The following is a 20,670-nucleotide window of genomic DNA, read 5'->3' as shown; positions in this document are numbered from 1 at the left end:
ACCGCTTGTCCCGGACACGGCGGGCCCGGCCCGATCGCCCGTCCCGGACGAGTCGGCCTCAGCCGAACCGCTCGATACGGATGCGGTCCACCGGCTGGCCCGCCTCCACCAGCAACCGCGAGGCGTGCTCCGCGAAGGCGTTGGAGCCGCACACGTAGGCCTCCCAGCCACCTGGCGGCCGTTCGTCCATGAGCGGGGCCACATGCGCGGCCGTCATCCGGCCCACCGGTACGCCCTCCGGAGCGCGGCGGGTGAAGACGGGCGTGGTCTCGGCGCCGAACTCGTCCGCGTAGATGAGCTCTTCGGGACCGCGCGCGGAGACGAGCAGCCGCAGCGGTATGTCGAGCCCGCGCGCACGGTGGTGCCGCAGCATCGACATCAGGGGGACGACGCCCGAACCGGCGCCGATCAGCAGCGCGGGCCGGTCGCCGGGCCAGGCGAAGAAGCCGCTCAGCGGGCCCCGCACCTCAACCCGGTCACCGGGCGCGGCCACGGTGTGGAACCAGCCGGAGACCTCGCCGCCGTCGACGTGATCGAGGGTCAGCTCGATGTGGCCGTCGTCGCCGGGCGGTGACGCGAGGGAGTAGTGGCGCTGGGCCACGTAGCCGTCCCCGGCCGTCAGGCGCAGCAGCAGATGCTGTCCGGGCAGGTGCCCCGCCCAGCGCGGCACGGCGAACCGGAACGTGGAGGCGTGCGCCGTCTCCCGGCGGATCTCGGTCAGCGTGGCCGTCTGCCACGCCGTCGCGGCGCTCTCGCTCACGGCGATGCGGCCGGGCACGGCGAAGCGCGTCGGGGGCACGAAGGGCACGGTCGTCGTCTCAGTCACCGGAGTAGCGCTGCTCTTCCCAGGGGTTGCCGCGTGCGTGATAGCCGTTCTGCTCCCAGAAGCCCGGCTCGTCGTGGTCGAGGATCCGCAGCCCCGCGATCCACTTGGCGCTCTTCCAGAAGTACAGGTGCGGCACGATCAGCCGCGCGGGTCCGCCGTGCTCGGCCGGGAGCGGCTGCCCCTCGTACTCCCAGACGATCCAGGCGCGGCCGCCGGTGAGGTCGGCGAGCGGAAGGTTCGCGGTGTACCCGGTATGCGCGTACGCGACCGCGTGGGTGGCGGCCGGGTCCGGGCGCACGGCCGTCAGGAACGCGTCCAGGGACACACCGCCGAAGCGCACCCCGAACTTGGACCAGCTCGTCACGCAGTGGATGTCGCCCTCGTACGCCGAGGCCGGCAGCGCGTGCGCCTCGTCCCAGCTCCACGAGCGAGGCTCGGCCACCAGGCCGTCGATCCGGAAGCTCCAGTCGGCGGGGGACAGGTCCGGGGTGACCTCGGCGGAGAGTACGGGCCAGTCGTCGCCCGCGTCGTACTGGCCGGGCGGCAGCCCGGCGTTGTGGACGCGCGGACGTCCGGTGAAGCCTCGGGTGACATTCATGCGGCTGGTGCCTCCAGGCCGTCCGGGACGGCCCGCGGGTCGAGCGTGATCGGTCCGCACGTGTGCGCGATGCGGACACGTGCTCAATGGTTACGCATTCAACCGTACGCGGCCGTGTGCGGTGCCGCGGGCCACGGCGGGCCGCCGTTCATTGCGGGCGCATGAACTCTCCGCGGGCCCGGGAATAGCCGCGCCGGGATCTTCCTTGCTGCTGGAGCCGAGTCCGGTGGCCTGTACAACTACGCCCGGTGTCCGGCCGCCACGACCGGTGACAGCGAAGGAGAGTGAGGGAGCAGATGCCCAAGGCGTACGTCTTCACGCGATACGGCGGCCCGGAGACGGAGGCGCTGGTGGAGCGGGACCGTCCGAGTCCCGGGCCCGGCCAGGTCCTCGTCGCGGTGCGCGCGGCGGGGGTGAACCCCGTCGACTGGAAGCAGCGCTCGGGTTACCGGCGCCCGGGCGAGGCCGACCGCGAACTGCCGGTGGTGTTCGGCAACGAGGTCGCCGGGGTCGTCCTGGAGACCGGCCCGGACGTGACCGGGTTCGCCGTCGGGGACGAGGTCTTCGGCAGCCCGGTGGCGGGCGGATACGCCGAGTACACCCTGCTTCCCGTCGCCGTCACGGCGCACAAGCCGGCCGGGGTGTCGTTCCCGGACGCCGCGACGCTGCCCGTCGCGGCCGCGACCGCCTACGACGGCCTCCGCCAGCTCGCCCTGCCCGCGGGCGCGACCGTACTCGTCACCGGCGCGGGCGGCGGGGTCGGCGTGGCGGCCCTGCAGATCGCGCGCGCCTTCGGGCTGCACGCGGTCGGCGTGGCCGCCGAGGGCAAGAAGGACCTGATCGAGTCGCTCGGGGCCGCGCACGTCGCATCGGGGCCCGACCTCGCCGCACGGGTACGCGCGGCGGCGCCGGGCGGCGTGGACGCCGTCTTCGACCTGGTCGGGGGAGAGGTCCTGGAGGCCGCGGCGACGCTGCTGACGGACCGCACCAAGCTGATCACGGGCGCCGACCGGGCGACCGTCGCCCGGCTGGGCGGCGCACCCGTGGAACGGGCCCGTACCGCCACCGTGCTCGACGAGGTGGCGCGGCTCGTCGTCGAGGGACGGCTGCGGCCCTTCGTCACCCTCACCGTGCCGCTCGACCGGGCCGGGGAGGCCCTGCGCGCCATCGAGGAAGGCCACACCCGCGGCAAGATCGTGATCGAGGTGTCGGCATGAGCACACGCCCCCCGAAGGACCGCGAGCCCGCGCTGCGCGCGGCCGGCGACCGCGACGCGCTCCCGCACCCGGCGGACGCCCCGGCACCCGCCGGGTACCCGGCCGGCGACCCGTTGCCCGCCCCGCACCCGGCCGGCGCCCCGGCATCCGCCCCGCATCCCCTCGACAACCCCGCCCTCGGCTCGCTGACCGGCCCGCACGCGCACTTCGCGGAGCGCCGCGGGCGTGTCCTGCGCTATCCCGTGGACGTGTCGCCGTGGCTGGCGCTGCCCGACGAGCCGGACGCCGACGACTGGGCGGACCTGGCCGCACTGGCGGGTCCCGGAGCCGAAGCCCCGCTGGCGGGCTTCACGGGGCGGCTCCCGGACGGCTGGGAGGTGACGTTCGACATCGGCGGCGTCCAGCTGGTCGACGACGGGATCGCGGCGGCACCGGACGCCGAAGCCGTACGGCTCGGTCACGCCGACGTGCCCGAGATGCTGGACCTGGTCGCCCGTACCCGCCCTGGCCCCTTCCTGCCGCGTACCGTCGAGCTGGGCACCTATCTGGGGATCCGCCGCGACGGGGCGCTGATCGCGATGGCGGGGGAGCGGCTCCATCCGCCGGGCTGGACCGAGATCAGCGCGGTGTGCACCGACCCCGCCTTCCGGGGCGAGGGCCTCGCCACACGGCTGATCCTGGCGGTCGCGCACGGCATCCGCGAGCGTGGCGAGACGCCGTTCCTGCACACCGCGGCGGGCAACACCAACGCCATCCGGCTCTACGAGTCGCTCGGCTTCCGGTTGCGCCGCACCACGCGTTTCCTGGCGGCCCGCGCGCCCGAACACCTGGGGGACGGGCGGCCGGTGGGGGTCGGCTGACCCGCCCACGCGGCGGTGCGACGTACGTGCGTGAAGCGCCCGGCCCGTCGGGAGGTCAGTCCCCGGCGGGCCGCCCGGGCCGGGGCGCCTGCTCGACAGCCGCCGCGTTGTAGCGCAGCAGGTAGGACGCGAAGCGCTCCAGGTCGTCCTCGGACCAGCCGGCGAGCCGCTCGCGGAACGCGCCGCGCCGGCTGCGGGTGACCTGGGCGAGGACGTCGCGGCCCGCGTCCGTGAGGTGCAGGACCTGGACGCGGTGGTCCTCGGGGTCGACCCGTCGCTCGATGAGTCCGTCGCGCTCCAGGGCGGCCACCTGACGGCTCACGGTGGACTTGTCCAGCGCGTAGTGCGAGGCCAGGTCCGTGGCGCGGCAGCCGCCGCTCTCCTCCAGGTGACCGAGCAGGGTGTAGGAGACGAGGGACAGCTCGGGATGCATGCGTCCCGCCGAGGCCCGCGCCCGCCGCGCGAACGCCGTCATCTCGCGCTGGATGGTCTCGACGGCCGCGTCGACCGCGGGCGTGCCGGGGGTGACAACGGTCTCATCGGACCTCTCGGATGCCTTCACGGCGCCTCCCTCCACTCTTCTGGTTGTATAGTACAACTTGATAGAGAGTTGTATATGCCAACCACTGGAGGATGAGGCTCGTGGCCACCGGTCTGCGTTCCCCGGCCCTGCGCCATGTGCTCACGCACCTGGTCACCCCGCTGCTGATGTGCCTCGGCATGGGCCTGGCCTACATGGGTGCGTTCGTGGCACCGGAGCCGCACCACCTGCCCGTCGCCGTCGTCGGCAGCGGCCCCGAGGCGAAGGTCTTCGCCCAGACGGTCAAGGACACGGCGGGGGACGCGCTCGACGTCCGGACCGTCGCGAACCGGTCCGACGCGGTGCGTCTCCTCGAGTCCCGCGACATCACCGGCGCCTACGTGCCGAGCGCCAAGTCCCCCGAGGTCGTCGTCGCCTCCGCCGCGTCCGACATGGACGCCATGGCCGTAGAGAAGGTCTTCACGCCCGTCGCCGCGCACCAGGGCAAGCCCCTGAAGGTCACCGACGTCGCCGCGCCCGTCGACGACGACCCCACCGGCCAGGGCCTGTTCTTCCTGCTGATCGCGATCAGCATCGGCTCGTACGCCTCCGTCGCCGCGCTCGGTGCCGCCGGCGCCGGTCTGCCCATGCGGACACGGGCACTGCTGGCGGTCGGCGTGTCCGGCGTCGTGAGCGTCATCGGCGCGGCGCTCGCCGGGCCCGTCTTCCACCTCGCCCACCACGACCTCGCGAGCGTGTGGGGGATGAGCTGGCTCTACTCCGCCGGCATCCTGTTCATCGGCGTCGGACTCCACACCTTCCTCAAGCGGTGGACCACGCTCGCGATGATGGTGCTGTTCGTGATGCTCAACTTCACCAGTTCCGGCGGCCTGTTCCGGCCCGAGCTCCAGAACGGCTTCTTCGGCACCCTGCACGCCTTCTGGAACGGAGCCGGATTCGTCGAGGGCGTCCGCAGCCTTCTCTACTTCGACCACGACGGCCTGTCCGGCGACGTGGGCACGCTGGTCGCCTGGCTGGTGGCCGGACTCGTCGTCACGGTCGTCGCCGGCGTCGTCGAGCGCGCCCGCGCCCGCGGGTCCGTGCCGCAGACGCCGACCGCCGTACCCGCGCCCGCCCTTGAGACGGCGGACAGGGGTGACGGACGAGCGGCGGAGGAGGAGCTGGAGGAGTCGGTCGCCGTGTGAGCCGTCCTGCTAGGGTGGCGGTCCCGGCTGCGGACCGCCACAGCCGATGAGTTGCCGAGGAGGTGGGACCGATCACCGTAGTGACAGGTCGGGCGCTCTCACCTCGAGGCAGCGCGGCTCACCGTCGATAGGTGACCGCGAGAGCGCCCTTCGGCTCATCGGAAGGCTCTCGGCTTCATGCCCCCTCTCTCCCCTGATTCCGTCGACTCCGTCGTGTCCGCGCTCCGCTCCGCCGGCTGCGTGTTCGCCGAGGACGAGGCGGAGTTGATTCTCTCCACGGCGCGCACCCCCGACCAGGTCGCCGTGATGGTGGACCGCCGCGTCGCGGGACTGCCCCTCGAACACGTCGTCGGCTGGGCCCGGTTCCACGGACTGCGCGTCCATGTGGAGCCCGGCGTCTTCGTACCGCGCCGCCGCACCGAGTTCCTCGTCGACCAGGCCGTCGCCCTCGCCCCCGGCGCACGGGTCGTGGTCGACCTGTGCTGCGGTTCGGGCGCGGTGGGTGCCGCCCTCGCCGCCGCTCTCGGCGCACCGGAGCTGCACGCCGCCGACATCGACCCGGCCGCGGTCCGCTGTGCCCGCCGCAACGTGGCCCCCTACTCCGGCCGGGTCCACGAGGGCGACCTGTTCGCGGCCCTGCCCAAGGCGCTGCGCGGCCGCGTGGACATCCTGGCCGCGAACGTGCCCTACGTCCCCTCCGACGAGGTCGGTCTGCTGCCCTCGGAGGCCCGCGACCACGAACCCCTGGTCGCGCTCGACGGGGGAGCGGACGGGCTGGACCTCGTGCGCCGGGTCGCCGGCGACGCCTCCGCCTGGCTGGCCCCCGGCGGCTGCCTGCTGGTCGAGACGAGCGAACGCCAGGCACGGCCCGCCGTCGAGGCCTTCACCCGCGCCGGCCTCGAAGCCCGGCTCGCCGTCTCCGAGGAGATGTACGCCCACGTCGTGACCGGCTTCCGGCGCTGAGGACCGGGCGGTGCCGTGTCCGGCCGATGCGTTCTTGCGTCGGCCGGAGCGGCCCGGCCGAGTGATCCGTGTCGGTCGCAGTGGTCCGGGCCGAGTGGTCCGCGTCGGTCGCGGCGGGTGGCCGAGTGACCCTCCTCATTGTGCAACTAGTTGCAAAAGGCATGGTGCGTCCTCTACAACAGACTCACCACACCGTTTCCGGAGGTCCGCCCGATGAGCCGATACCCGCACCTGCTGAACCCGCTCGACCTGGGCTTCACCACCCTGCCCAACCGTGTGCTCATGGGCTCCATGCACGTGGGCCTGGAGGAGGCCGAGCGCGGCTTCGAGCGGATGGCGGAGTTCTACGCCGAGCGGGCCCGCGGCGGTGTCGGGCTGATCGTGACCGGCGGCATCGCGCCGAACGACGCCGGCCGGCCGTACGAGGGCGGCGCCAAGCTGACCACCGAGGCGGAGGCCGACCAGCACGCCGAGATCACCGCGGCGGTGCACCGCGAGGGCGGCAGGATCGCGATGCAGATCCTGCACTTCGGCCGGTACGCCTACCACCAGGACCTCGTCGCGCCGAGCGCCCTCCAGGCACCGATCAGCCCCTTCCCGCCGCACGCCCTCACCGACGCAGAGGTCGAGCAGACCATCGACGACTACGCGCGCGCCGCCCGGCTCGCCCGGCGCGCCGGGTACGACGGTGTCGAGATCATGGGCTCCGAGGGCTACCTCATCAACGAGTTCATCGCCGCCGGCACCAACCGGCGCGAGGACCGCTGGGGCGGTTCGTACGAGAACCGGATGCGGTTCCCCGTCGAGATCGTCCGCCGTGTGCGGGAGGCCGTCGGCGAGGACTTCATCATCATCTACCGGCTGTCCATGCTCGACCTGGTGCCCGGCGGCTCCTCCCTCGACGAGGTCATCACGCTCGCCAAGGCGGTCGAGGCCGCAGGCGCCACGATCATCAACACCGGCATCGGCTGGCACGAGGCGCGGATCCCCACCATCGCGACGTCGGTGCCGCGCGGCGCGTACGCCTGGGTCACCAAGAAGGTCATGGGCGCCGTGTCGGTCCCGCTCGTCACCACCAACCGCATCAACACCCCGGAACTGGCCGAACAGTTGCTCGCCGAGGGCCACGCCGACATGGTGTCCCTCGCCCGCCCGATGCTCGCCGACCCGGACTTCGTCGCCAAGGCGCGGGACGGGCGGCCGGAGGCCATCAACACTTGCATCGGCTGCAATCAGGCCTGCCTCGACCACACCTTCAGCGGCAAGATCACGTCCTGCCTGGTCAACCCGCGCGCCTGCCACGAGACGGAGCTCGTCCTCGCGCCCACCCGGCTGCGCAAGCGCGTCGCCGTGGTCGGCGCCGGGCCCGCCGGACTCGCCTGCGCGGTCAACGCGGCCGAGCGCGGCCACGAGGTCACCCTCTTCGACGCCGCCCACGAGATCGGCGGACAGCTCAACGTGGCCCGCAAGGTCCCCGGCAAGCAGGAGTTCGACGAGACGATCCGCTACTTCCGTCACCAGCTCGAACTGCACGGTGTGGACGTCCGGTTGAACACCCACGTCGCCGCCGACGGGCTGGACGGCTACGACGAGGTCGTCGTCGCCACCGGCGTCAGCCCCCGCGTCCCGGAGATCCCCGGCGTCGACCACCCCAGTGTCGTCGGCTACCTCGACGTCCTGCGCGACGAAGCCACCGTCGGCGAGCGCGTCGCCGTCCTCGGCGCCGGCGGCATCGGCTTCGACGTCGCCGAGTACCTCACCGACAGCGGCGACAAGGCGAGCGAGGACCCCGAGACGTACTTCCGCAACTGGGGCGTCGACATGTCCTACCAGACACCCGCCGGCCTCGCCGCGCCGGAGCGCCCCGCCCCGCCCCGCACCGTGCACCTCCTCCAGCGCAAGACCACCAAGGTCGGCGCCGGCCTCGGCAAGACCACCGGCTGGATCCACCGCGCCGAACTCAAGCACCGCGGCGTCACGATGGTGCCGGGCGTCCAGTACGACCGCATCGACGACGCCGGACTGCACGTCACCGTCGACGGCGAAAGCCAGGTCCTGGAGGTCGACACCATCGTGCTGTGCACCGGTCAGGAACCGCGCCATGACCTGTACGAGGAGCTGCTCGCCGCAGGCCGCAGCGTGCACCTCATCGGCGGCGCCGACGTGGCCGCCGAGCTGGACGCCAAGCGCGCGATCAAGCAGGGCACCGAGCTGGCGGCGGCCCTGTAGGCACCGAAGGCACGAGGGCCGTCCCGGGACCGACCCGGCGGCGGCCCTCCTTAGGATGAGGCCCATGTCACTGCCGCACGCGATCCTCACCGCCCTGCTGGAGAAGCCGTCGTCGGGCCTCGAGCTGACCCGGCGGTTCGACAAGTCGATCGGCTACTTCTGGTCGGCGACGCATCAGCAGATCTATCGCGAGCTGGGCAAGCTGGAGGCGGAGGGCCACATCCGCGCGCTGCCCTCCGAACAGCCCGCCCGAGGGCAGAAGAAGAGCTACGAAGTCCTCCCGGCGGGCCGCGCCGAACTCGCCCGCTGGACCGCCGCCGCCCAGGACCCGAAGCCGTTGCGCGACACGCTGCTGCTGCGGCTGCGCGCCTCGGCCGTCGTCGGCACCGAAGGCGTCGAGGCGGACCTGCGCCGCCATCTCGAACTGCACCGCAGGCAGTTGGCCGAGTACGAGGAGATCCAGCAGCGGGACTTCCCGCCGGGCAAGGACGCCACGCAGGACCGGCTGCGCCATCTCGTGCTACGCGCCGGGATCGACCTGGAGACGTTCTGGACGCAGTGGCTCGCCCACGCCCTGGAGGAGTTCGAGCAGTTCGGCGACCAGCCGTCCGGGGCCGGACCGCAGGCACTGGAAGGTGCCGCCCGCGAGGGTGCGGCCGGCGCGGACGCGGGACGCGCGGACACGGCGCGCGACGAGGCACCGGGGGAGTAGACGCCCCGCGGGCGGAAGTCCGGAGCGGGCGCCCGGAGGGGACGGCCGGCGGCCGTGCGCGGCGCCGACCGGTCGAGTGGGCGGCCGTCCGTCGTGCCGACCGGTCGAGTGGGCGGTCGTCCGTCGTGCCGACCCGGTCGAGTGGGCGGCCGTCCGTCGTGCCGACCCGGTCGGGTGGACGGCCGCGGTGAGCCGGGGCCGGTATCGGAGTCCAGGGCGCCGGGGTCCGGGCCCTGTATCAGAGGCGGTGGGGCTTGGACCGGCGGCGCAGGAACCAGGCCGCCGCCACACTGCCGGTGGCGACCAGTGCGGCGCCGCCCACGACGGTGATCGTCCCGTAGTCCTCGACGGCTCCGCCGAAACCGCCCATGACGCCGCGCGACGGCGCGGCCGAGCTCGTCGCCGAGATCGTGGGCGTGGAGGGGGCCGAGACGATGATCGACTGGGTGCCCGCGGTCGACCCGCTCTGGCACACCACGATGACCGTGTAGGTACCGGGGCTCACCCCGGTCCAGGACGCCGACTGGCTGGTGCTGGTGCCGGTCAGCGGCATCTGGCGCCCCTGGGCGAAGTTCGCCTGCCCGCTGGAGAGCAACGAGGCGATGCCGAAGCTGCTGCCGTTGCTGGGGCACGCACTCGTGGTGACCGTGACGGCGCTGCCGCTGGTACTCACGGAGATCCCGGACGCCCGCGCGACAGCCGACGGGGCGGCCAGGGTGAGCGGAAGCGCAGCGGCGGCGGCCACGGTCAGGCCGGAACGGAGAAGTATCTGAGTCATACGCATAGGAACTGCCCTCCAGCGGCACGGTTGGCGGTACATCCCATGCGCCGCCGAGGATTGGAAAGGCCCGTGCTGCCTCAGGGCGAGCCAACGTGCACCCGGCCCGGCCCGCACGCGGACGGGGACCGGGCAGGTGAACAATTCCTTCGTCCGGCGGACGCCAGGTGGCTCGCCACGCGCTTCCGGTGGACGGCCGGAACTTGTCACACGATCCCCGCGGTCGGCCGGTGGTTCGTCACGCGTTCCCCGCGGTCGGCCGGTGGCTCGTCAAGCGCGGGCGGACCGTCCGTGCCGCGGCGGGGGTCGGCCGGTCGTCACCAGGTGCGGCCGGCCTGAAGCAGCCGCTCGCGGACGAGGGCCACGTGCGGATTGTCCGAGGCGCCGGGACGCTGGGTGAGATACCCGGTGTTGATCGGCGGGTCCTCGGGGGTCAGCAGCGGGACCAGGGCGCCGGTGGCCAGCTCGTCGAGGCACAGATAGCGGGGGAGCACGGAGATTCCCGCGCCGGCGACCACCGCGGCGAGGACGCCACGCAGATCGGGCACCGTGATCGCGGCCTGTCCGGTCAGCCGGGTCCCGAACACGTGCCGCCAGTAGCGGCGGGCGATGGGCAGGTCCTCCGCGTACGTCACCAGGGGCACCTCGTGGAGCGCGGCGGGTCCCTCCGCCGCGACCCGTTCCGGGCCGATCCGTTCGGCCCAGGCGGGGGCGGCGACGAGCACGAACTCCTCGTCCATCAGGGGAACGGACGTCAGGGTTCGCCCACGCGGCCGGACCGTGGCGATCACCAGGTCGAAGCGGCCACCGCGCAGCCCTTCCAGGAGTTCGTCGGTCAGGCCGGTGCTGATCCGCAGCCGGACGCCCTGCCGGGTGAGCGGCGCCAGCGCCGGCAGCGCCTTCACGCACAGCAGTTCCGCGGGGCCCGCCACATGGACGGGGTCCGGCGGCTGGTCCGCACCGAGCCCGCCGCGGTCCGCGACCGCCGCCAGCGCGTCCAGCGGGGCCGCCACCTGGGCGGCCAGCTCGTCCGCCACCGACGTGGGCACCACACCCCGCGACCGCCGCTCGAACAGTTCCCTGCCGAGCTGCTCCTCCAGGGACCGCATCTGTGTCGTCACGGTCGGCTGGGACAGGCCGAGCAGCCGCCCGGCCGCCGTGAACGATCCGCTCCGGTGCACCGCGAGGAAGGTCCGCAGCAGGGAGAGATCGAGCTGCGCCGCGACATTGGGTTCCCTATGGGCCATGCGTCCAAGCCTAGGTCCCACCTATCACCCGACCCTCTAAGGGGCCGGTTCCCGTTCACGTCGACTCCCGGCCTCGTGGATCAGTTCGTCTCCCGGCCTGCGGATCCGTTCGTCTCCTTGCCCGTGGCGCCGGTCGTCACCGAGCGTTCCGCCGACAGGCCGCCCCAGGTCCCGTCCGGCAGCTTCGCCCGGAGCCGCACCCGGTGCGCGGCCCCGGCCTCCCGGCCCACGTAGAAGCTGTACGTCGATCTCCCGCTGGGCGGGGTGCCGCCCCACACCAGCGAGGTCACCGGAGCGCCGTCGAGGTGGATCTGGTACTCCGTGATCACGCCGTCCGCCTCGGGCGCGACCCACGACAGGTCGATGTAGTAGGCGCCGTCCGCACGATGCGTCGTGGCGCGGAAGTCCGTCGGGGCCGTGCCCCGGTTGTCGGCGGCACCCCGCGCGGTGGTGACCGGGACCGTCGCGCTGGCGGCGGAGAGGTTGTCCGCCGCGTCGCGCGCCCGCACCGTGAAGCGGTAGTGGGTGCCCGGCCTCAGCCCGGTGACCACGGCCGCCGTCTGCCCGCCTCCGACGCTGTGGATCTTCGAGGTGCCCTGGTAGACGTCGTACGAGGTCACGCCCCGGTCGTCCGTCGACCGCTCCCAGGACAGTTGCACGGCCCGGCTCCCGACCGCCTTGCCGTGCGGCGTCCCGGGGCGGCTGGGGGCCGTGTCGTCGGCCGATGACTGGGCCGGCGTGGTGGCGCGGACCGGCTTGCTGGGCGGCCCCGCGTCCCCGGCGGCGTTGCGCGCCCGGACCGTGAAGACGTACGTGGTGGCAGGTTCGAGTCTGGTGACGTCCACCATGTGCTCGGCGCCGGGGACCTCCTCGACCTTCGTGGTGCCGCGATAGATCTCGTAGCGGGTGATCTTCGGGTCGGCGGACGCCACGTTCCACATGACGTGCACGCTGGTGGCGCTGCCCGCCGCGGCGGTGACGCCCAGGGGTGCCGAGGGCAGCCGTTCGCCCGGGTTCTGATCGGCCCCGCCCCAGCCGCAGGACGTCAGGACGAGCAGCGAACCGCACAGCGGTCCGCACTTCAACGCAAGGGGAACGCGTCGCACGGCACTGCCCTCCCTCGACGGGATTGGTCTGTACCTATAAGACAACGGTTGGCGTGGTCGCATCAAGAGGGGGGACTGCCGTTGGTCGGGCCGTGACGCGGTACGTATGCTGATCCCTGACGCGGCGTGAACTCAGGCTTGTCCCAAGGGAGTTCATGTCCACGGCGCGGACCGCTGTCGTCGCTGAACCCGCGCCGGCGAGAGCGGCCGGGCGGCCGGAGCCGACTGAGGCTCGGGCCCTCGGCCGCATGGCGTCCGAGCGTATCTCCGCTGCCCCCGAGCGCATCTCCCCTGCCCCGTCCGTCCCCGCCCGGCCGTGTCCGGATGGACGCACCGTCAGACGCCCACCGAATTTCCGGGGCGGGTGGGGGCCTGCCGTCGGCCGCGGCCCGGACCGTCGCGGCCACGCCGTCCCTGGCCCGTCCCTGACGTGCCGGAGGGGCGCCGGGCGGCCGGGGCCGAGCGTGCGACGACCGTGCCGGTCAGGTCTTCCGGTAGCTGTACGCCTCCGCGGCCGCCGCCTCGACCGCGTCCAGATCCGCGCCCGCCGACGCCGTGACGACCGCGGCGACCGCGCCCTCGACGAAGGGGGCGTCGACGAGACGCGCCCCGTCGGGGAGCTCGTCGCCCTCGGCGAGCAAGGCCTTGACGGTGAGGACCGCACTGCCCAGGTCGGTGAGGACGGCGATTCCCGCGCCCCGGTCCACGGCGGCGGCAGCGGCGGCGATCAGTTCCGCACTCGTGCCGAGACCCCCGTCGGGGGTGCCACCGGCAGGGGCGACGGGAGCGGTCGTGCCGCCGCCCGCGAGCCCCGTCGCCAGCTCGGCGACGGACGCGGCGACGGCCGCGCTGTGGGAGACCAGCACGATCCCTACGAGCTTCTCCGTCGTGTCACTCACCGGCCGCCTCCACGAGTGCCCCGATCAGTAGTGCCGAGGACGTGGCGCCCGGGTCCTGGTGCCCGATGCTGCGCTCGCCCAGATAGCTCGCCCGGCCCTTGCGCGCCTGCAACGGCGTCGTCGCGACCGCGCCCTCGTCGGCGGCGGCCTTCGCCGCGGCGAACGACTCGGAGAGCGCGTCGACCGCCGGCACCAGCGCGTCGATCATGGTCTTGTCGCCGGGCGAGGCGCCGCCCAGCGCCATGACCGCGTCGACGCCGGCCCGCAGTGCCTGGGCGAGTTGCTCCTGGGTGACCTCGGCGGCGTCCCCCAGCTCCTTGCCGGTCTTGCGGAGCAGACTGCCGTACAGCGGCCCGCTGGCTCCGCCGACCGTCGAGATGAGCTGCCGTCCGGCTAGTACGAGGACGGCGCCGGGCGTGGCCGGCGCCTCCTTCTCCAGTGTGGCTCTCACGGAGTTGAACCCGCGCTGGAGATTGCTGCCGTGGTCGGCGTCACCGATCGGTGAGTCCAGGTCGGTGAGCCGCTGCGCCTCGCGGTCCACCGACGCGGCGGTCGCCGTCATCCAGCGGCGGAAGAAGCCGACGTCGAGCACGGAGTCTCCTTACCTGGTACGTACATTGACTGCGCCGATATGTGCGGGTGCGGGTGCGGGTGTCGGTGCACGGTGGCGGCCTGGCCGCGCGTTGGCCGCGCGATGAGGCGGCCGGTAGGTGGCCGGACGTCGACGGCGCTTCGGCTGTGAATGGAGCTCACAACGTCCCGCCGTCTCCGCCCGGTTCCTTGTGGACCGGGTTCACAAGGTCGCGATGGCTCCCTCCGGCCGGCTGCCGACCGGGCTCACCAGGACATCCTGCCTCGCCACCACCGGACTGCCTGTTGACCGAGTTCACACGCCCCAGCGGAGTCCTGGCGTATTGACCGGTGCGTCCCACAGTCGCAGCAGCTCCTCGTCGACCTGGCACAGCGTCACCGAGGCGCCGGCCATGTCCAGCGAGGTGACGTAGTTGCCGACCAGTGTGCGCGCCACGGGCACGCCCCGCTCGCCCAGCACCCGCTGCACCTCCGCATTGAAGCCGTACAGCTCGATCAGCGGGGTCGCGCCCATGCCGTTCACCAGGACGAGCACGGGATTGCGCGGTTCGAGGTCTTCCAGGATCGCGTGCACCGAGAAGTCGGCGATCTCCCGCGAGGTCATCATCGCCCGCCGTTCCCGGCCCGGCTCGCCGTGGATGCCCACGCCCAGCTCCAACTCCCCGGGCGGCAGGTCGAAGGTGGGACTGCCCTTGGCCGGGGTGGTGCAGGCGCTGAGGGCCACGCCGAAGCTGCGGGAGTTCTCGTTGACCTGCCGGGCGATCGACTGGACGCGCTCCAGCGGCGCGCCCTCGTCGGCCGCGGCGCCCGCGATCTTCTCCACGAACAGGGTCGCCCCGGTGCCGCGCCGTCCTGCGGTGTAGAGGCTGTCGGTGACCGCGACGTCGTCGTTGACGAGGACCTTCGCGACCTGGATGCCCTCGTCCTCGGCGAGCTCCGCCGCCATGTCGAAGTTGAGGACGTCGCCCGTGTAGTTCTTGACGATGAACAGCACGCCCGCGCCGCTGTCCACGGCCGCCGCGGCACGCACCATCTGATCCGGCACCGGCGAGGTGAAGACCTCGCCCGGACAGGCCGCCGAGAGCATCCCGGGACCCACGAAACCACCGTGCAGCGGCTCGTGCCCCGAGCCGCCACCGGAGACGAGGCCCACCTTGCCGGCCACGGGGGCGTCCCGCCGTACGATCACCCGGTTCTCGACGTCCACCGTCAGCTCCGGGTGCGCTGCCGCCATGCCCCGCAGCGCGTCCGCGACCACCGTCTCCGCCACGTTGATGAGCATCTTCATATGTAGCTCCTGGTCAGGCTAGCCGATGGGGCTCTGGCAAGGGTTTTTGCTGTTCAGGACGGGTGTAGGTCAGTTTTCGATTTTGGCACTTGGGAGCGGGTCCTGACGGTATTGATGCTAACTTAATGCTGACTTTGATGACGGGGTGTCAGGTTGTTGCCGGTGATCGGCAGTGTCGCGAGCGGAGCCCCGCTCTCGGAAGTATCGGTCCTGCGGTCGCGGAGGTCACGTGCGCGGACGCTGCTGGGCGCGCCTTGTCGGCGAACGGGTGCTGAGTTCGTTGCCTTGTCCGGCGGGTTCCGACAAGGCCGGACATGGAAGAGCGGCACCTCCCGGTGCGCCGATGACGATGAGGGGAGGCGGTCGAACCAGCCGATGAGCTTTTCGGGGTGCTGTCCGAAGTAGTTGCAGGCGTAGAAGCGCTGGTTGGAGCCCTCGATCCAGAACAGCTCGTTGTCCTCCGCGCCTGGACACCGCCGAACTCCTCGGGCCAGAAGTTCATCGCGACGATCGTGGAGTTGGCTCCCGTGCACGGCTGTAGAGGCCGAGCTTCATCGCTGCCGGGCTGTCCTGGCTGCGGACGTAACGCAGCGAACCGACGACGTCGCGGGCCTCGATCAGTCCGAGCCGGCTGGTGACGCCGTTGGCGTCGCTGCTCAGGCCATGGTTGCGAAGGTCGTAGGTGAGGATGTTGTGGTCGGCGGCGTGCAGGAAACGCAGTTCGGTCAAGAGTCGACCTCGAAGCCACCGGACACACCAAGCTCGGTGTGCCACGGCTCGAGCTGCCCTGGGAATCCATACGGATTGCACGTCATTGGGTGGTTGACCACGAGAAGGCGGTCCGAACCGTTGACGGCGATGTACCAGGCCTCGTTCATGGCCATCGTCTCGGATGGTGGTGCGGATCTTTTGCCCCGTCGGGCGCCTTGGAGGCCGAGGTCGCGCATGAGCCGAACGACCGTGCAGCGGGCTGCTGTTATGCCTTCGCGGTGCAATTACAGGCGGGTGCCGGAGGGTGTGCCCGTGCCGGACATCGGGCGTCCTGTACTCAGGACGCCGTTTGGTCCTCTTTCCAGAGTCCGCGTTCTTCGAGCGTCTCGATGAGGTGGTCGGCGCTGTCGAGGATGTGCTGTTCCATCAGGGACCGGGCCATGCGTGAGCTGCGCCTGCGGAGGGCTTCGAGGATGAGGGGGTGTTCCTCGCGGGTGGCGGCGGCCCGGCCCTCGATGGAGAGGTAGAAGCGGTTGGGCAGTTGCTTGACGACCGAGCGGAGCAGCAGGGCGAGACGAGGGGAGTCGGCCGCGAGGTTGATCTGGCGGTGGAAGGCGTGGCCGTACTCGACCATTTCGTCCTCGTCGCCGGCCTCGATGGCCTCTTCCTGCTGCTTGGCGATGGTTTCGAGTCCGGTGAGCTGCTCGCTGGTGATCTTTATGGCGGCCCGGGCGGCCAGTTCGCCGCCGAGCTGCGCCTGGACCCAGAACAGGTCGCGTACGTCCTGCTTCGAGAAGGAGGTGACGACGAAGCCGCGGCGGGGGACCAGCTCGATGAAGCCCTCGCTGCTGAGGGAGAGCAGGCCTTCCCGGACGGGCGTGTTGCTGACACCGACCGCTTCGGCGATGGGTTCCATACGCAGGAACTCGCCGGGCTGGACCTTTCCGGAGATGATCAGCTCACGGACGTAGCTTGCCACCTCTTCGGACAGCTGCTGCCGCTTTGAGTCGCGGTCGCGCGTCATGAATGCCTCGTTCCCCATCGAGTCTCCGGCCGGTCTGGAATAGAAAGCATCATATAGCTTCTGCCTTCGGGGCGACCCTGAGCGGCGGAAACGGCTCCGTGCGCGAGAGCGACAAGGCGGGCTGCGGCGCGCGATGCGCACCGCAGCCCGCGGGTGTGTGGTGCGGCCGGCTCAGACCGTGCTGCCGCGCAGCTCCGTCAGGGCTTCCATGGTCAGGTGCCGGGGCGTGCTGTCGGGATCGACCAGGACGACGGTGCAGCGGGAACTGCGGGTGAGTGCGGTGGTGAAGCTGCCCTCGGTGAACTGGACGACGGGGCCGCGCGGCGAGCGGCCCACGGCCACCGCGCGGGCGTTCACTTCGGCGGCGTGCTGGGCGAGGACGCGGCCGGCGGCGGCGTGGTCGCCGACACTGCTGAGGATCTGGCCGGTGGCGGCGATGCCGCGGGCGGCGAGCCGGTCGAGGTGGGTGGTGACGGCTGCCCGTGCCTGGTCACCGGTCTCGGTGTCGGCGGTCTGCTCCTCGACCACGGCGGTCTGCTGGACGTGGACGACCTCCAGCGGGCTGCCGGTTTCGCGGGCGAGGCGCGCCGCGGCGTCGACGATGGCGGCCGCCTGGTGGTGATCGCCGACAGCGACGACGACCGGAGCCGTGCCGCCGCAGGGCGCGTCGCCGACGGGCGTGAGGGTCGGGACGACCGGCTCTCCTGCGCCGGCGTGCTGCTCGGCCTGACGGAGCAGGCGGTGCCCGCTGGCCAGGACCGGGATGGCGAGGAGGAAGGTACCGGCACCGAGGTAGAAGGGGACGCTCAGGCCGCCGGCGTCGGCGAGCTTGCCGGCGACGTACGGAGCCAGGCCGCCGCCGATGAAGCGCAGAAAGCCGTAGGAGGAGGAGGCCACGGGACGCTCGACCGGGGCGACGAGCATGACGGCCTGGGTGGTGAGGGTGTTGTTGATTCCGATGAAGGCGCCGCTGACGATGACCGCCACGATCACCACGGTCGGGTTGCTCACGCCGGCGGCGATGACGGCCATGACGACACTCAGGCCGAGCAGGTTGGCGTACAGGACCGGCGCGGTGCCGAAGCGGGCCTGCAGGCGCGGGGCGAAGAAGACGCTGAAGGCGGCCACCAGCAGACCCCAGCCGGTGAAGACGAGTCCGAGTTCGTGGGCGCTCAGCTCCATGGGGTACGGCGCGTAGCCGAGCATGGTGAAGAAGCCCCAGTTGTACAGCAGGGCCATGATGCCCATGGTCAGCAGACCGCGGTGACGCAGCGCCTTGAGTGGCGCGATCGGTGAGGTCCGGCGTTCCGGCTTGGGCAGGGAGGGTACGAAGGCGAGGGTCGCGACCAGGGCTATGGCCATCAGGACGGCGACGCCGAAGAACGGGCCGCGCCAGCTGATGGCGCCCAACTCGCCGCCGAGCAGCGGCCCGACGGCGATGCCGAGGCCGAGCGCTGCCTCGTACAGGATGATCGCGCCGCCGAATCCGCCGCTGGCGGAGGCGACGATGACCGCCAGGGAGGTGGCGATGAACAGGGCGTTGCCCAGGCCCCATCCGGCGCGGAAGCCGACGATGCCGTCGACGGAGCCGGAGGTGCCGGCCAGGGCGGAGAAGACGACGATGATGGCCAGGCCTATGACGAGGGTCCGCTTGGCGCCGAAGCGGCTGGAGAACCAGCCGACGATCAGCATCGCGACCGCCGTCACGACGAGATAGCTGCTGAACAGCAGCGACACCTGGCTCGGCGATGCGTGCAGGCTCTGGGCCAGGGCGGGCAGGATCGGGTCGACGAGACCGATGCCCATGAACGAGATCACGCAGGCGAACGCCACGGCCCAGACGGCCTTCGGCTGCCTGAACGGGCTGGCAGTCTTTCCGTGCGGTCCACTCATTACCGCTTCTCTCCAGTCATGTGGGGACGGGGACGGGGATCCCAACAGGGCGCGTTCAGGGACGCACTTGGCGATCCCGAATCGCGCGGGCAAGGGCCGGGAGCGCGACCTTCACCACGCGCCGCTCCGGTTCGGTCAGTTGCTCGACCAGCTCCCGCAGGGCTTCGGCACGCTCGGCCCGCCGCTGCCGGAACAGCTCCAGGCCCGTGTCGGTGGCCTCCACCAGCACGCCCCGGCCGTCGGTGCGGTCGGCTGTACGCCGTACCAGCCCCGCACGCTCCATGCGGGTGACGAGCTGCGTCATGTTGGGCTGGGAGACGTTCTCGCCCCGGGCCAGTTCGGTCAGTCGCTGGGGCCCCTCGCGGCCCAGCCGGCCGAGCGCGGACGAGGCCGCGCTGCCCAGGCCGCCGGCCGTGGCGCTGTGCCGTACGTACCGGACCATCTGCTCCACGGCGGTCATCAGGTCCTCGATGGACGCATCCGAGGAGGCAGGGGCCGCATCCCGATTCTGCATAATCGGATTATGCATCTATGTGTACTGTGAAGCAATCGAACGCGTCACCCTGGCGGGGAGACTGCCGAGCGACGGCTCGACCGCTGGGCGGCACCGCATCCGCAGAGTGGCGGGTTCAACGCCGAACGGGCGCATTGTGGACAAATATCCGTGGACCAAGGAGACGCGCATGACCCACCCCTTCGATCCCTACAGCGTGCTGCCGCCGGTGCCGCAGTTCACGCTGCGCAGCACCGACATCGCCGACGGGCAGACCCTGGACATCGCCCAGTGCAGCGGCCTGTTCGGCGGCCCCGGGCAGGACCGATCCCCGCAGCTGGCGTGGGAGGGCTACCCGGACGGCACGCGGAGCTTCGCGGTGACCTGCTACGACGCGGACGCGCCGACGGTCAGCGGCTTCTGGCACTGGGCGGTGTACGACATTCCCGCATCCGTGCACGAGCTGCCCGCCGATGCGGGCGCCGTCGGCGGAAAGAACCTTCCCGTCGGCGCCAAGGTGCTGGCCAACGACGCGGGTCAGGCCGGCTACCTCGGCGCCGCACCCCCGCCCGGGCACGGCGCTCACCGCTACTTCTTCGTCGTGCACGCGCTGGACGTCCCCACGCTCGACATCGCGCCGGACGCCACCCCCGCCTGGCTCGGTTTCCAGCTTCTGGGCCACGCCCTGGCGCGGGCCACGCTCACGCCGGTCTACGCGACGCCGGTCTGAGCAGAGCGAGAGCCCGGGGCGGATCACCCCTGCCCCGGGCTCTCGGTCCCATCTCGTGCCCCATCGCTCAGCGCGCCGGCTCCTGGTCGTTCCACAGGCCGCGTTCTTCCAGCACTTGGATCAGGCGGTCGGCGCCCGCAAGGATGTGCTGCTCCATGAGCGACCTCGCTTTGTGCGCCTGGTGTTTCCGCAGGGCGTCCAGCAGCAGGGGGTGCTCCGTCCGGGTGGCGGCGACCTGCCCCTCGATCGTCGCGTAGAAGCGGTTGGGCAGGTGCTTGACGACGGAACCCAGCAGGAGGGCGAGGCGGCGGGATCCCGCCGCCAGGTTGATCTCGCGGTGGAACGCGTGGCCGAGGCCGGCGACGCGTTCCGTGTCGTCGGCCTCGACGGCCGCTTGATAGCGGTCCAGGATCACTTCGATCCGTGCGATCTGCTGCGCGGTGATCTGCCGCGCGGCGCGAGCGGCCAGCTCGCCGGAGAGTCGTGCCTGGGCCCAGAACAGATCGCGTACATCCTGCCGGGTGAACGGTGCGACCATGAATCCGCGGCGCGGGACGAGTTGGACGAAGCCCTCGCTCCGCAGGGCGAGCAGTCCTTCGCGCACCGGTGTGCTGCTGACGCCGACCGCCTCGGCGACGCGCTCGGTGCGCAGGAAGTCACCCGGTCGAACCTCTCCCGAGATGATCAGCTCGCGCACGTAGCTCGCCACCTCCTCGGCAAGCGGCTGCCGCCGGCTCGTACGGTCATGGATCACGACCACGTCGTTGGTTCCCATCGGTC

At 71.9% G+C, this 20,670-nt stretch carries 22 protein-coding genes and 1 pseudogene; 7 read left to right on the top strand and 16 right to left on the bottom strand.

The features are described 5' to 3' along the window. Positions 1–58: 58 nt before the first annotated feature. Both ABEB03_RS39815 and ABEB03_RS39810 read right to left on the bottom strand, forming a co-directional pair. Positions 59–826: a ferredoxin reductase gene (locus ABEB03_RS39815; RefSeq protein WP_345657866.1), complete on the bottom strand. Its 768-nt coding sequence runs from the start codon at positions 824–826 to the stop codon at positions 59–61. Then, positions 819–1,424 (bottom strand): sulfite oxidase-like oxidoreductase, encoded by a 606-nt coding sequence (locus ABEB03_RS39810; protein WP_345657865.1) that lies wholly within the window; start codon positions 1,422–1,424, stop codon positions 819–821. The genes ABEB03_RS39815 and ABEB03_RS39810 overlap by 8 nt, the downstream gene beginning before the upstream one ends. A gap of 296 nt (positions 1,425–1,720) precedes the next feature. Here ABEB03_RS39810 and ABEB03_RS39805 point away from each other — a divergent pair, with 296 nt between their 5' ends. Beyond that, complete coding sequence (locus ABEB03_RS39805; protein ID WP_345657864.1) at positions 1,721–2,641, top strand: NADP-dependent oxidoreductase; 921 nt, start codon at positions 1,721–1,723, stop codon at positions 2,639–2,641. Beyond that, positions 2,638–3,501, top strand: coding sequence for a GNAT family N-acetyltransferase (locus ABEB03_RS39800; protein ID WP_345657863.1), 864 nt, complete (start codon positions 2,638–2,640; stop codon positions 3,499–3,501). Before ABEB03_RS39805 ends, ABEB03_RS39800 begins: the two co-directional genes overlap by 4 nt. Before the next feature lie 55 nt (positions 3,502–3,556). On the opposite strand, the gene ABEB03_RS39795 is transcribed toward ABEB03_RS39800, so the two are convergent. Continuing rightward, entirely contained in the window at positions 3,557–3,976 is a 420-nt protein-coding gene (locus ABEB03_RS39795) for a MarR family winged helix-turn-helix transcriptional regulator (protein WP_345657941.1), read from the bottom strand. Positions 3,977–4,209: 233 nt separating this feature from the next. Here ABEB03_RS39795 and ABEB03_RS39790 point away from each other — a divergent pair, with 233 nt between their 5' ends. The 4 genes from ABEB03_RS39790 (at position 4,210) to ABEB03_RS39775 (ending at position 9,130) form a co-directional block, all read left to right on the top strand. Beyond that, the gene (locus tag ABEB03_RS39790; RefSeq protein WP_345657940.1) at positions 4,210–5,226 is read left to right on the top strand and encodes an ABC-2 transporter permease; all 1,017 of its coding nucleotides are present in this window, start codon (positions 4,210–4,212) and stop codon (positions 5,224–5,226) included. A 177-nt stretch (positions 5,227–5,403) separates the two neighbouring features. Further along, complete coding sequence (locus tag ABEB03_RS39785) at positions 5,404–6,189, top strand: putative protein N(5)-glutamine methyltransferase (protein WP_345657861.1); 786 nt, start codon at positions 5,404–5,406, stop codon at positions 6,187–6,189. A gap of 213 nt (positions 6,190–6,402) precedes the next feature. Beyond that, positions 6,403–8,418, top strand: coding sequence for an NADPH-dependent 2,4-dienoyl-CoA reductase (locus ABEB03_RS39780; protein WP_345657859.1), 2,016 nt, complete (start codon positions 6,403–6,405; stop codon positions 8,416–8,418). A gap of 64 nt (positions 8,419–8,482) precedes the next feature. After that, positions 8,483–9,130 carry a PadR family transcriptional regulator gene (locus ABEB03_RS39775; protein WP_345657858.1) on the top strand — a complete coding sequence of 216 codons (648 nt, stop codon included), beginning with the start codon at positions 8,483–8,485 and terminating at the stop codon, positions 9,128–9,130. 238 nt (positions 9,131–9,368) lie between these two features. Here ABEB03_RS39775 and ABEB03_RS39770 read toward each other — a convergent pair whose 3' ends face one another. The 12 genes and pseudogenes from ABEB03_RS39770 to ABEB03_RS39715 form a co-directional block, all read right to left on the bottom strand. After that, positions 9,369–9,914: a hypothetical protein gene (locus ABEB03_RS39770; protein ID WP_345657857.1), complete on the bottom strand. Its 546-nt coding sequence runs from the start codon at positions 9,912–9,914 to the stop codon at positions 9,369–9,371. A gap of 311 nt (positions 9,915–10,225) precedes the next feature. Then, on the bottom strand, positions 10,226–11,155 hold the full coding sequence (locus tag ABEB03_RS39765; protein WP_345657856.1) for a LysR family transcriptional regulator: 930 nt from the start codon (positions 11,153–11,155) through the stop codon (positions 10,226–10,228). An 80-nt stretch (positions 11,156–11,235) separates the two neighbouring features. Then, positions 11,236–12,261 (bottom strand): fibronectin type III domain-containing protein, encoded by a 1,026-nt coding sequence (locus ABEB03_RS39760; RefSeq protein ID WP_345657855.1) that lies wholly within the window; start codon positions 12,259–12,261, stop codon positions 11,236–11,238. A 482-nt stretch (positions 12,262–12,743) separates the two neighbouring features. After that, a complete protein-coding gene (locus ABEB03_RS39755; RefSeq protein WP_345657853.1) occupies positions 12,744–13,160 on the bottom strand; it encodes a PTS-dependent dihydroxyacetone kinase phosphotransferase subunit DhaM in 417 nt (138 codons plus the stop codon). Then, entirely contained in the window at positions 13,153–13,752 is a 600-nt protein-coding gene (gene dhaL / locus ABEB03_RS39750; RefSeq protein ID WP_345657852.1) for a dihydroxyacetone kinase subunit DhaL, read from the bottom strand. Before dhaL ends, ABEB03_RS39755 begins: the two co-directional genes overlap by 8 nt. A gap of 294 nt (positions 13,753–14,046) precedes the next feature. Beyond that, complete coding sequence (gene dhaK / locus ABEB03_RS39745) at positions 14,047–15,039, bottom strand: dihydroxyacetone kinase subunit DhaK (RefSeq protein ID WP_345657851.1); 993 nt, start codon at positions 15,037–15,039, stop codon at positions 14,047–14,049. A gap of 498 nt (positions 15,040–15,537) precedes the next feature. Then, positions 15,538–15,768, bottom strand: a complete 231-nt coding sequence (locus ABEB03_RS39740) for an alpha/beta hydrolase family protein (RefSeq protein WP_345657850.1) — start codon at positions 15,766–15,768, stop codon at positions 15,538–15,540. Continuing rightward, a complete protein-coding gene (locus tag ABEB03_RS39735; RefSeq protein WP_345657946.1) occupies positions 15,765–15,923 on the bottom strand; it encodes a hypothetical protein in 159 nt (52 codons plus the stop codon). The genes ABEB03_RS39740 and ABEB03_RS39735 overlap by 4 nt, the downstream gene beginning before the upstream one ends. 33 nt (positions 15,924–15,956) lie before the next feature. Then, positions 15,957–16,034 (bottom strand): annotated as a pseudogene (locus tag ABEB03_RS39730) (hypothetical protein); the annotation flags it as partial. Positions 16,035–16,087: 53 nt separating this feature from the next. Beyond that, on the bottom strand, positions 16,088–16,792 hold the full coding sequence (locus ABEB03_RS39725) for a GntR family transcriptional regulator (protein WP_345657849.1): 705 nt from the start codon (positions 16,790–16,792) through the stop codon (positions 16,088–16,090). 153 nt (positions 16,793–16,945) lie between these two features. Then, on the bottom strand, positions 16,946–18,667 hold the full coding sequence (locus tag ABEB03_RS39720; protein WP_345657848.1) for an MFS transporter: 1,722 nt from the start codon (positions 18,665–18,667) through the stop codon (positions 16,946–16,948). A gap of 55 nt (positions 18,668–18,722) precedes the next feature. Further along, entirely contained in the window at positions 18,723–19,181 is a 459-nt protein-coding gene (locus ABEB03_RS39715) for a MarR family winged helix-turn-helix transcriptional regulator (protein WP_345657847.1), read from the bottom strand. A 169-nt stretch (positions 19,182–19,350) separates the two neighbouring features. On the opposite strand from ABEB03_RS39715, the gene ABEB03_RS39710 reads away from it, so the two are divergent. Continuing rightward, complete coding sequence (locus ABEB03_RS39710) at positions 19,351–19,890, top strand: YbhB/YbcL family Raf kinase inhibitor-like protein (RefSeq protein WP_345657846.1); 540 nt, start codon at positions 19,351–19,353, stop codon at positions 19,888–19,890. A 67-nt stretch (positions 19,891–19,957) separates the two neighbouring features. Here ABEB03_RS39710 and ABEB03_RS39705 read toward each other — a convergent pair whose 3' ends face one another. Then, positions 19,958–20,665 carry a GntR family transcriptional regulator gene (locus tag ABEB03_RS39705; protein WP_345657845.1) on the bottom strand — a complete coding sequence of 236 codons (708 nt, stop codon included), beginning with the start codon at positions 20,663–20,665 and terminating at the stop codon, positions 19,958–19,960. Positions 20,666–20,670 lie beyond the last annotated feature (5 nt).

It is taken from the genome of Streptomyces siamensis, from assembly GCF_039543605.1.
Lineage (GTDB): Bacteria > Actinomycetota > Actinomycetes > Streptomycetales > Streptomycetaceae > Streptomyces > Streptomyces siamensis.
This window is presented reverse-complemented; position numbering and strand designations above follow the sequence as displayed.

Excerpts from the sequence above, each read along its gene's own strand:
- ABEB03_RS39810 (WP_345657865.1), bottom strand. The coding sequence starts at position 1,424 with ATGAATGTCACCCGAGGCTTCACCGGACGTCCGCGCGTCCACAACGCC.
- ABEB03_RS39805 (WP_345657864.1), top strand. The coding sequence starts at position 1,721 with ATGCCCAAGGCGTACGTCTTCACGCGATACGGCGGCCCGGAGACGGAG.
- ABEB03_RS39800 (WP_345657863.1), top strand. The coding sequence starts at position 2,638 with ATGAGCACACGCCCCCCGAAGGACCGCGAGCCCGCGCTGCGCGCGGCC.
- ABEB03_RS39795 (WP_345657941.1), bottom strand. The coding sequence starts at position 3,976 with ATGACGGCGTTCGCGCGGCGGGCGCGGGCCTCGGCGGGACGCATGCAT.
- ABEB03_RS39790 (WP_345657940.1), top strand. The coding sequence starts at position 4,210 with ATGTGCCTCGGCATGGGCCTGGCCTACATGGGTGCGTTCGTGGCACCG.
- ABEB03_RS39785 (WP_345657861.1), top strand. The coding sequence starts at position 5,404 with ATGCCCCCTCTCTCCCCTGATTCCGTCGACTCCGTCGTGTCCGCGCTC.
- ABEB03_RS39780 (WP_345657859.1), top strand. The coding sequence starts at position 6,403 with ATGAGCCGATACCCGCACCTGCTGAACCCGCTCGACCTGGGCTTCACC.
- ABEB03_RS39775 (WP_345657858.1), top strand. The coding sequence starts at position 8,483 with ATGTCACTGCCGCACGCGATCCTCACCGCCCTGCTGGAGAAGCCGTCG.
- ABEB03_RS39770 (WP_345657857.1), bottom strand. The coding sequence starts at position 9,914 with ATGCGTATGACTCAGATACTTCTCCGTTCCGGCCTGACCGTGGCCGCC.
- ABEB03_RS39765 (WP_345657856.1), bottom strand. The coding sequence starts at position 11,155 with ATGGCCCATAGGGAACCCAATGTCGCGGCGCAGCTCGATCTCTCCCTG.
- dhaK (WP_345657851.1), bottom strand. The coding sequence starts at position 15,039 with ATGAAGATGCTCATCAACGTGGCGGAGACGGTGGTCGCGGACGCGCTG.
- ABEB03_RS39735 (WP_345657946.1), bottom strand. The coding sequence starts at position 15,923 with ATGGCCATGAACGAGGCCTGGTACATCGCCGTCAACGGTTCGGACCGC.
- ABEB03_RS39725 (WP_345657849.1), bottom strand. The coding sequence starts at position 16,792 with ATGGGGAACGAGGCATTCATGACGCGCGACCGCGACTCAAAGCGGCAG.
- ABEB03_RS39720 (WP_345657848.1), bottom strand. The coding sequence starts at position 18,667 with ATGAGTGGACCGCACGGAAAGACTGCCAGCCCGTTCAGGCAGCCGAAG.
- ABEB03_RS39715 (WP_345657847.1), bottom strand. The coding sequence starts at position 19,181 with ATGCAGAATCGGGATGCGGCCCCTGCCTCCTCGGATGCGTCCATCGAG.
- ABEB03_RS39710 (WP_345657846.1), top strand. The coding sequence starts at position 19,351 with ATGACCCACCCCTTCGATCCCTACAGCGTGCTGCCGCCGGTGCCGCAG.
- ABEB03_RS39705 (WP_345657845.1), bottom strand. The coding sequence starts at position 20,665 with ATGGGAACCAACGACGTGGTCGTGATCCATGACCGTACGAGCCGGCGG.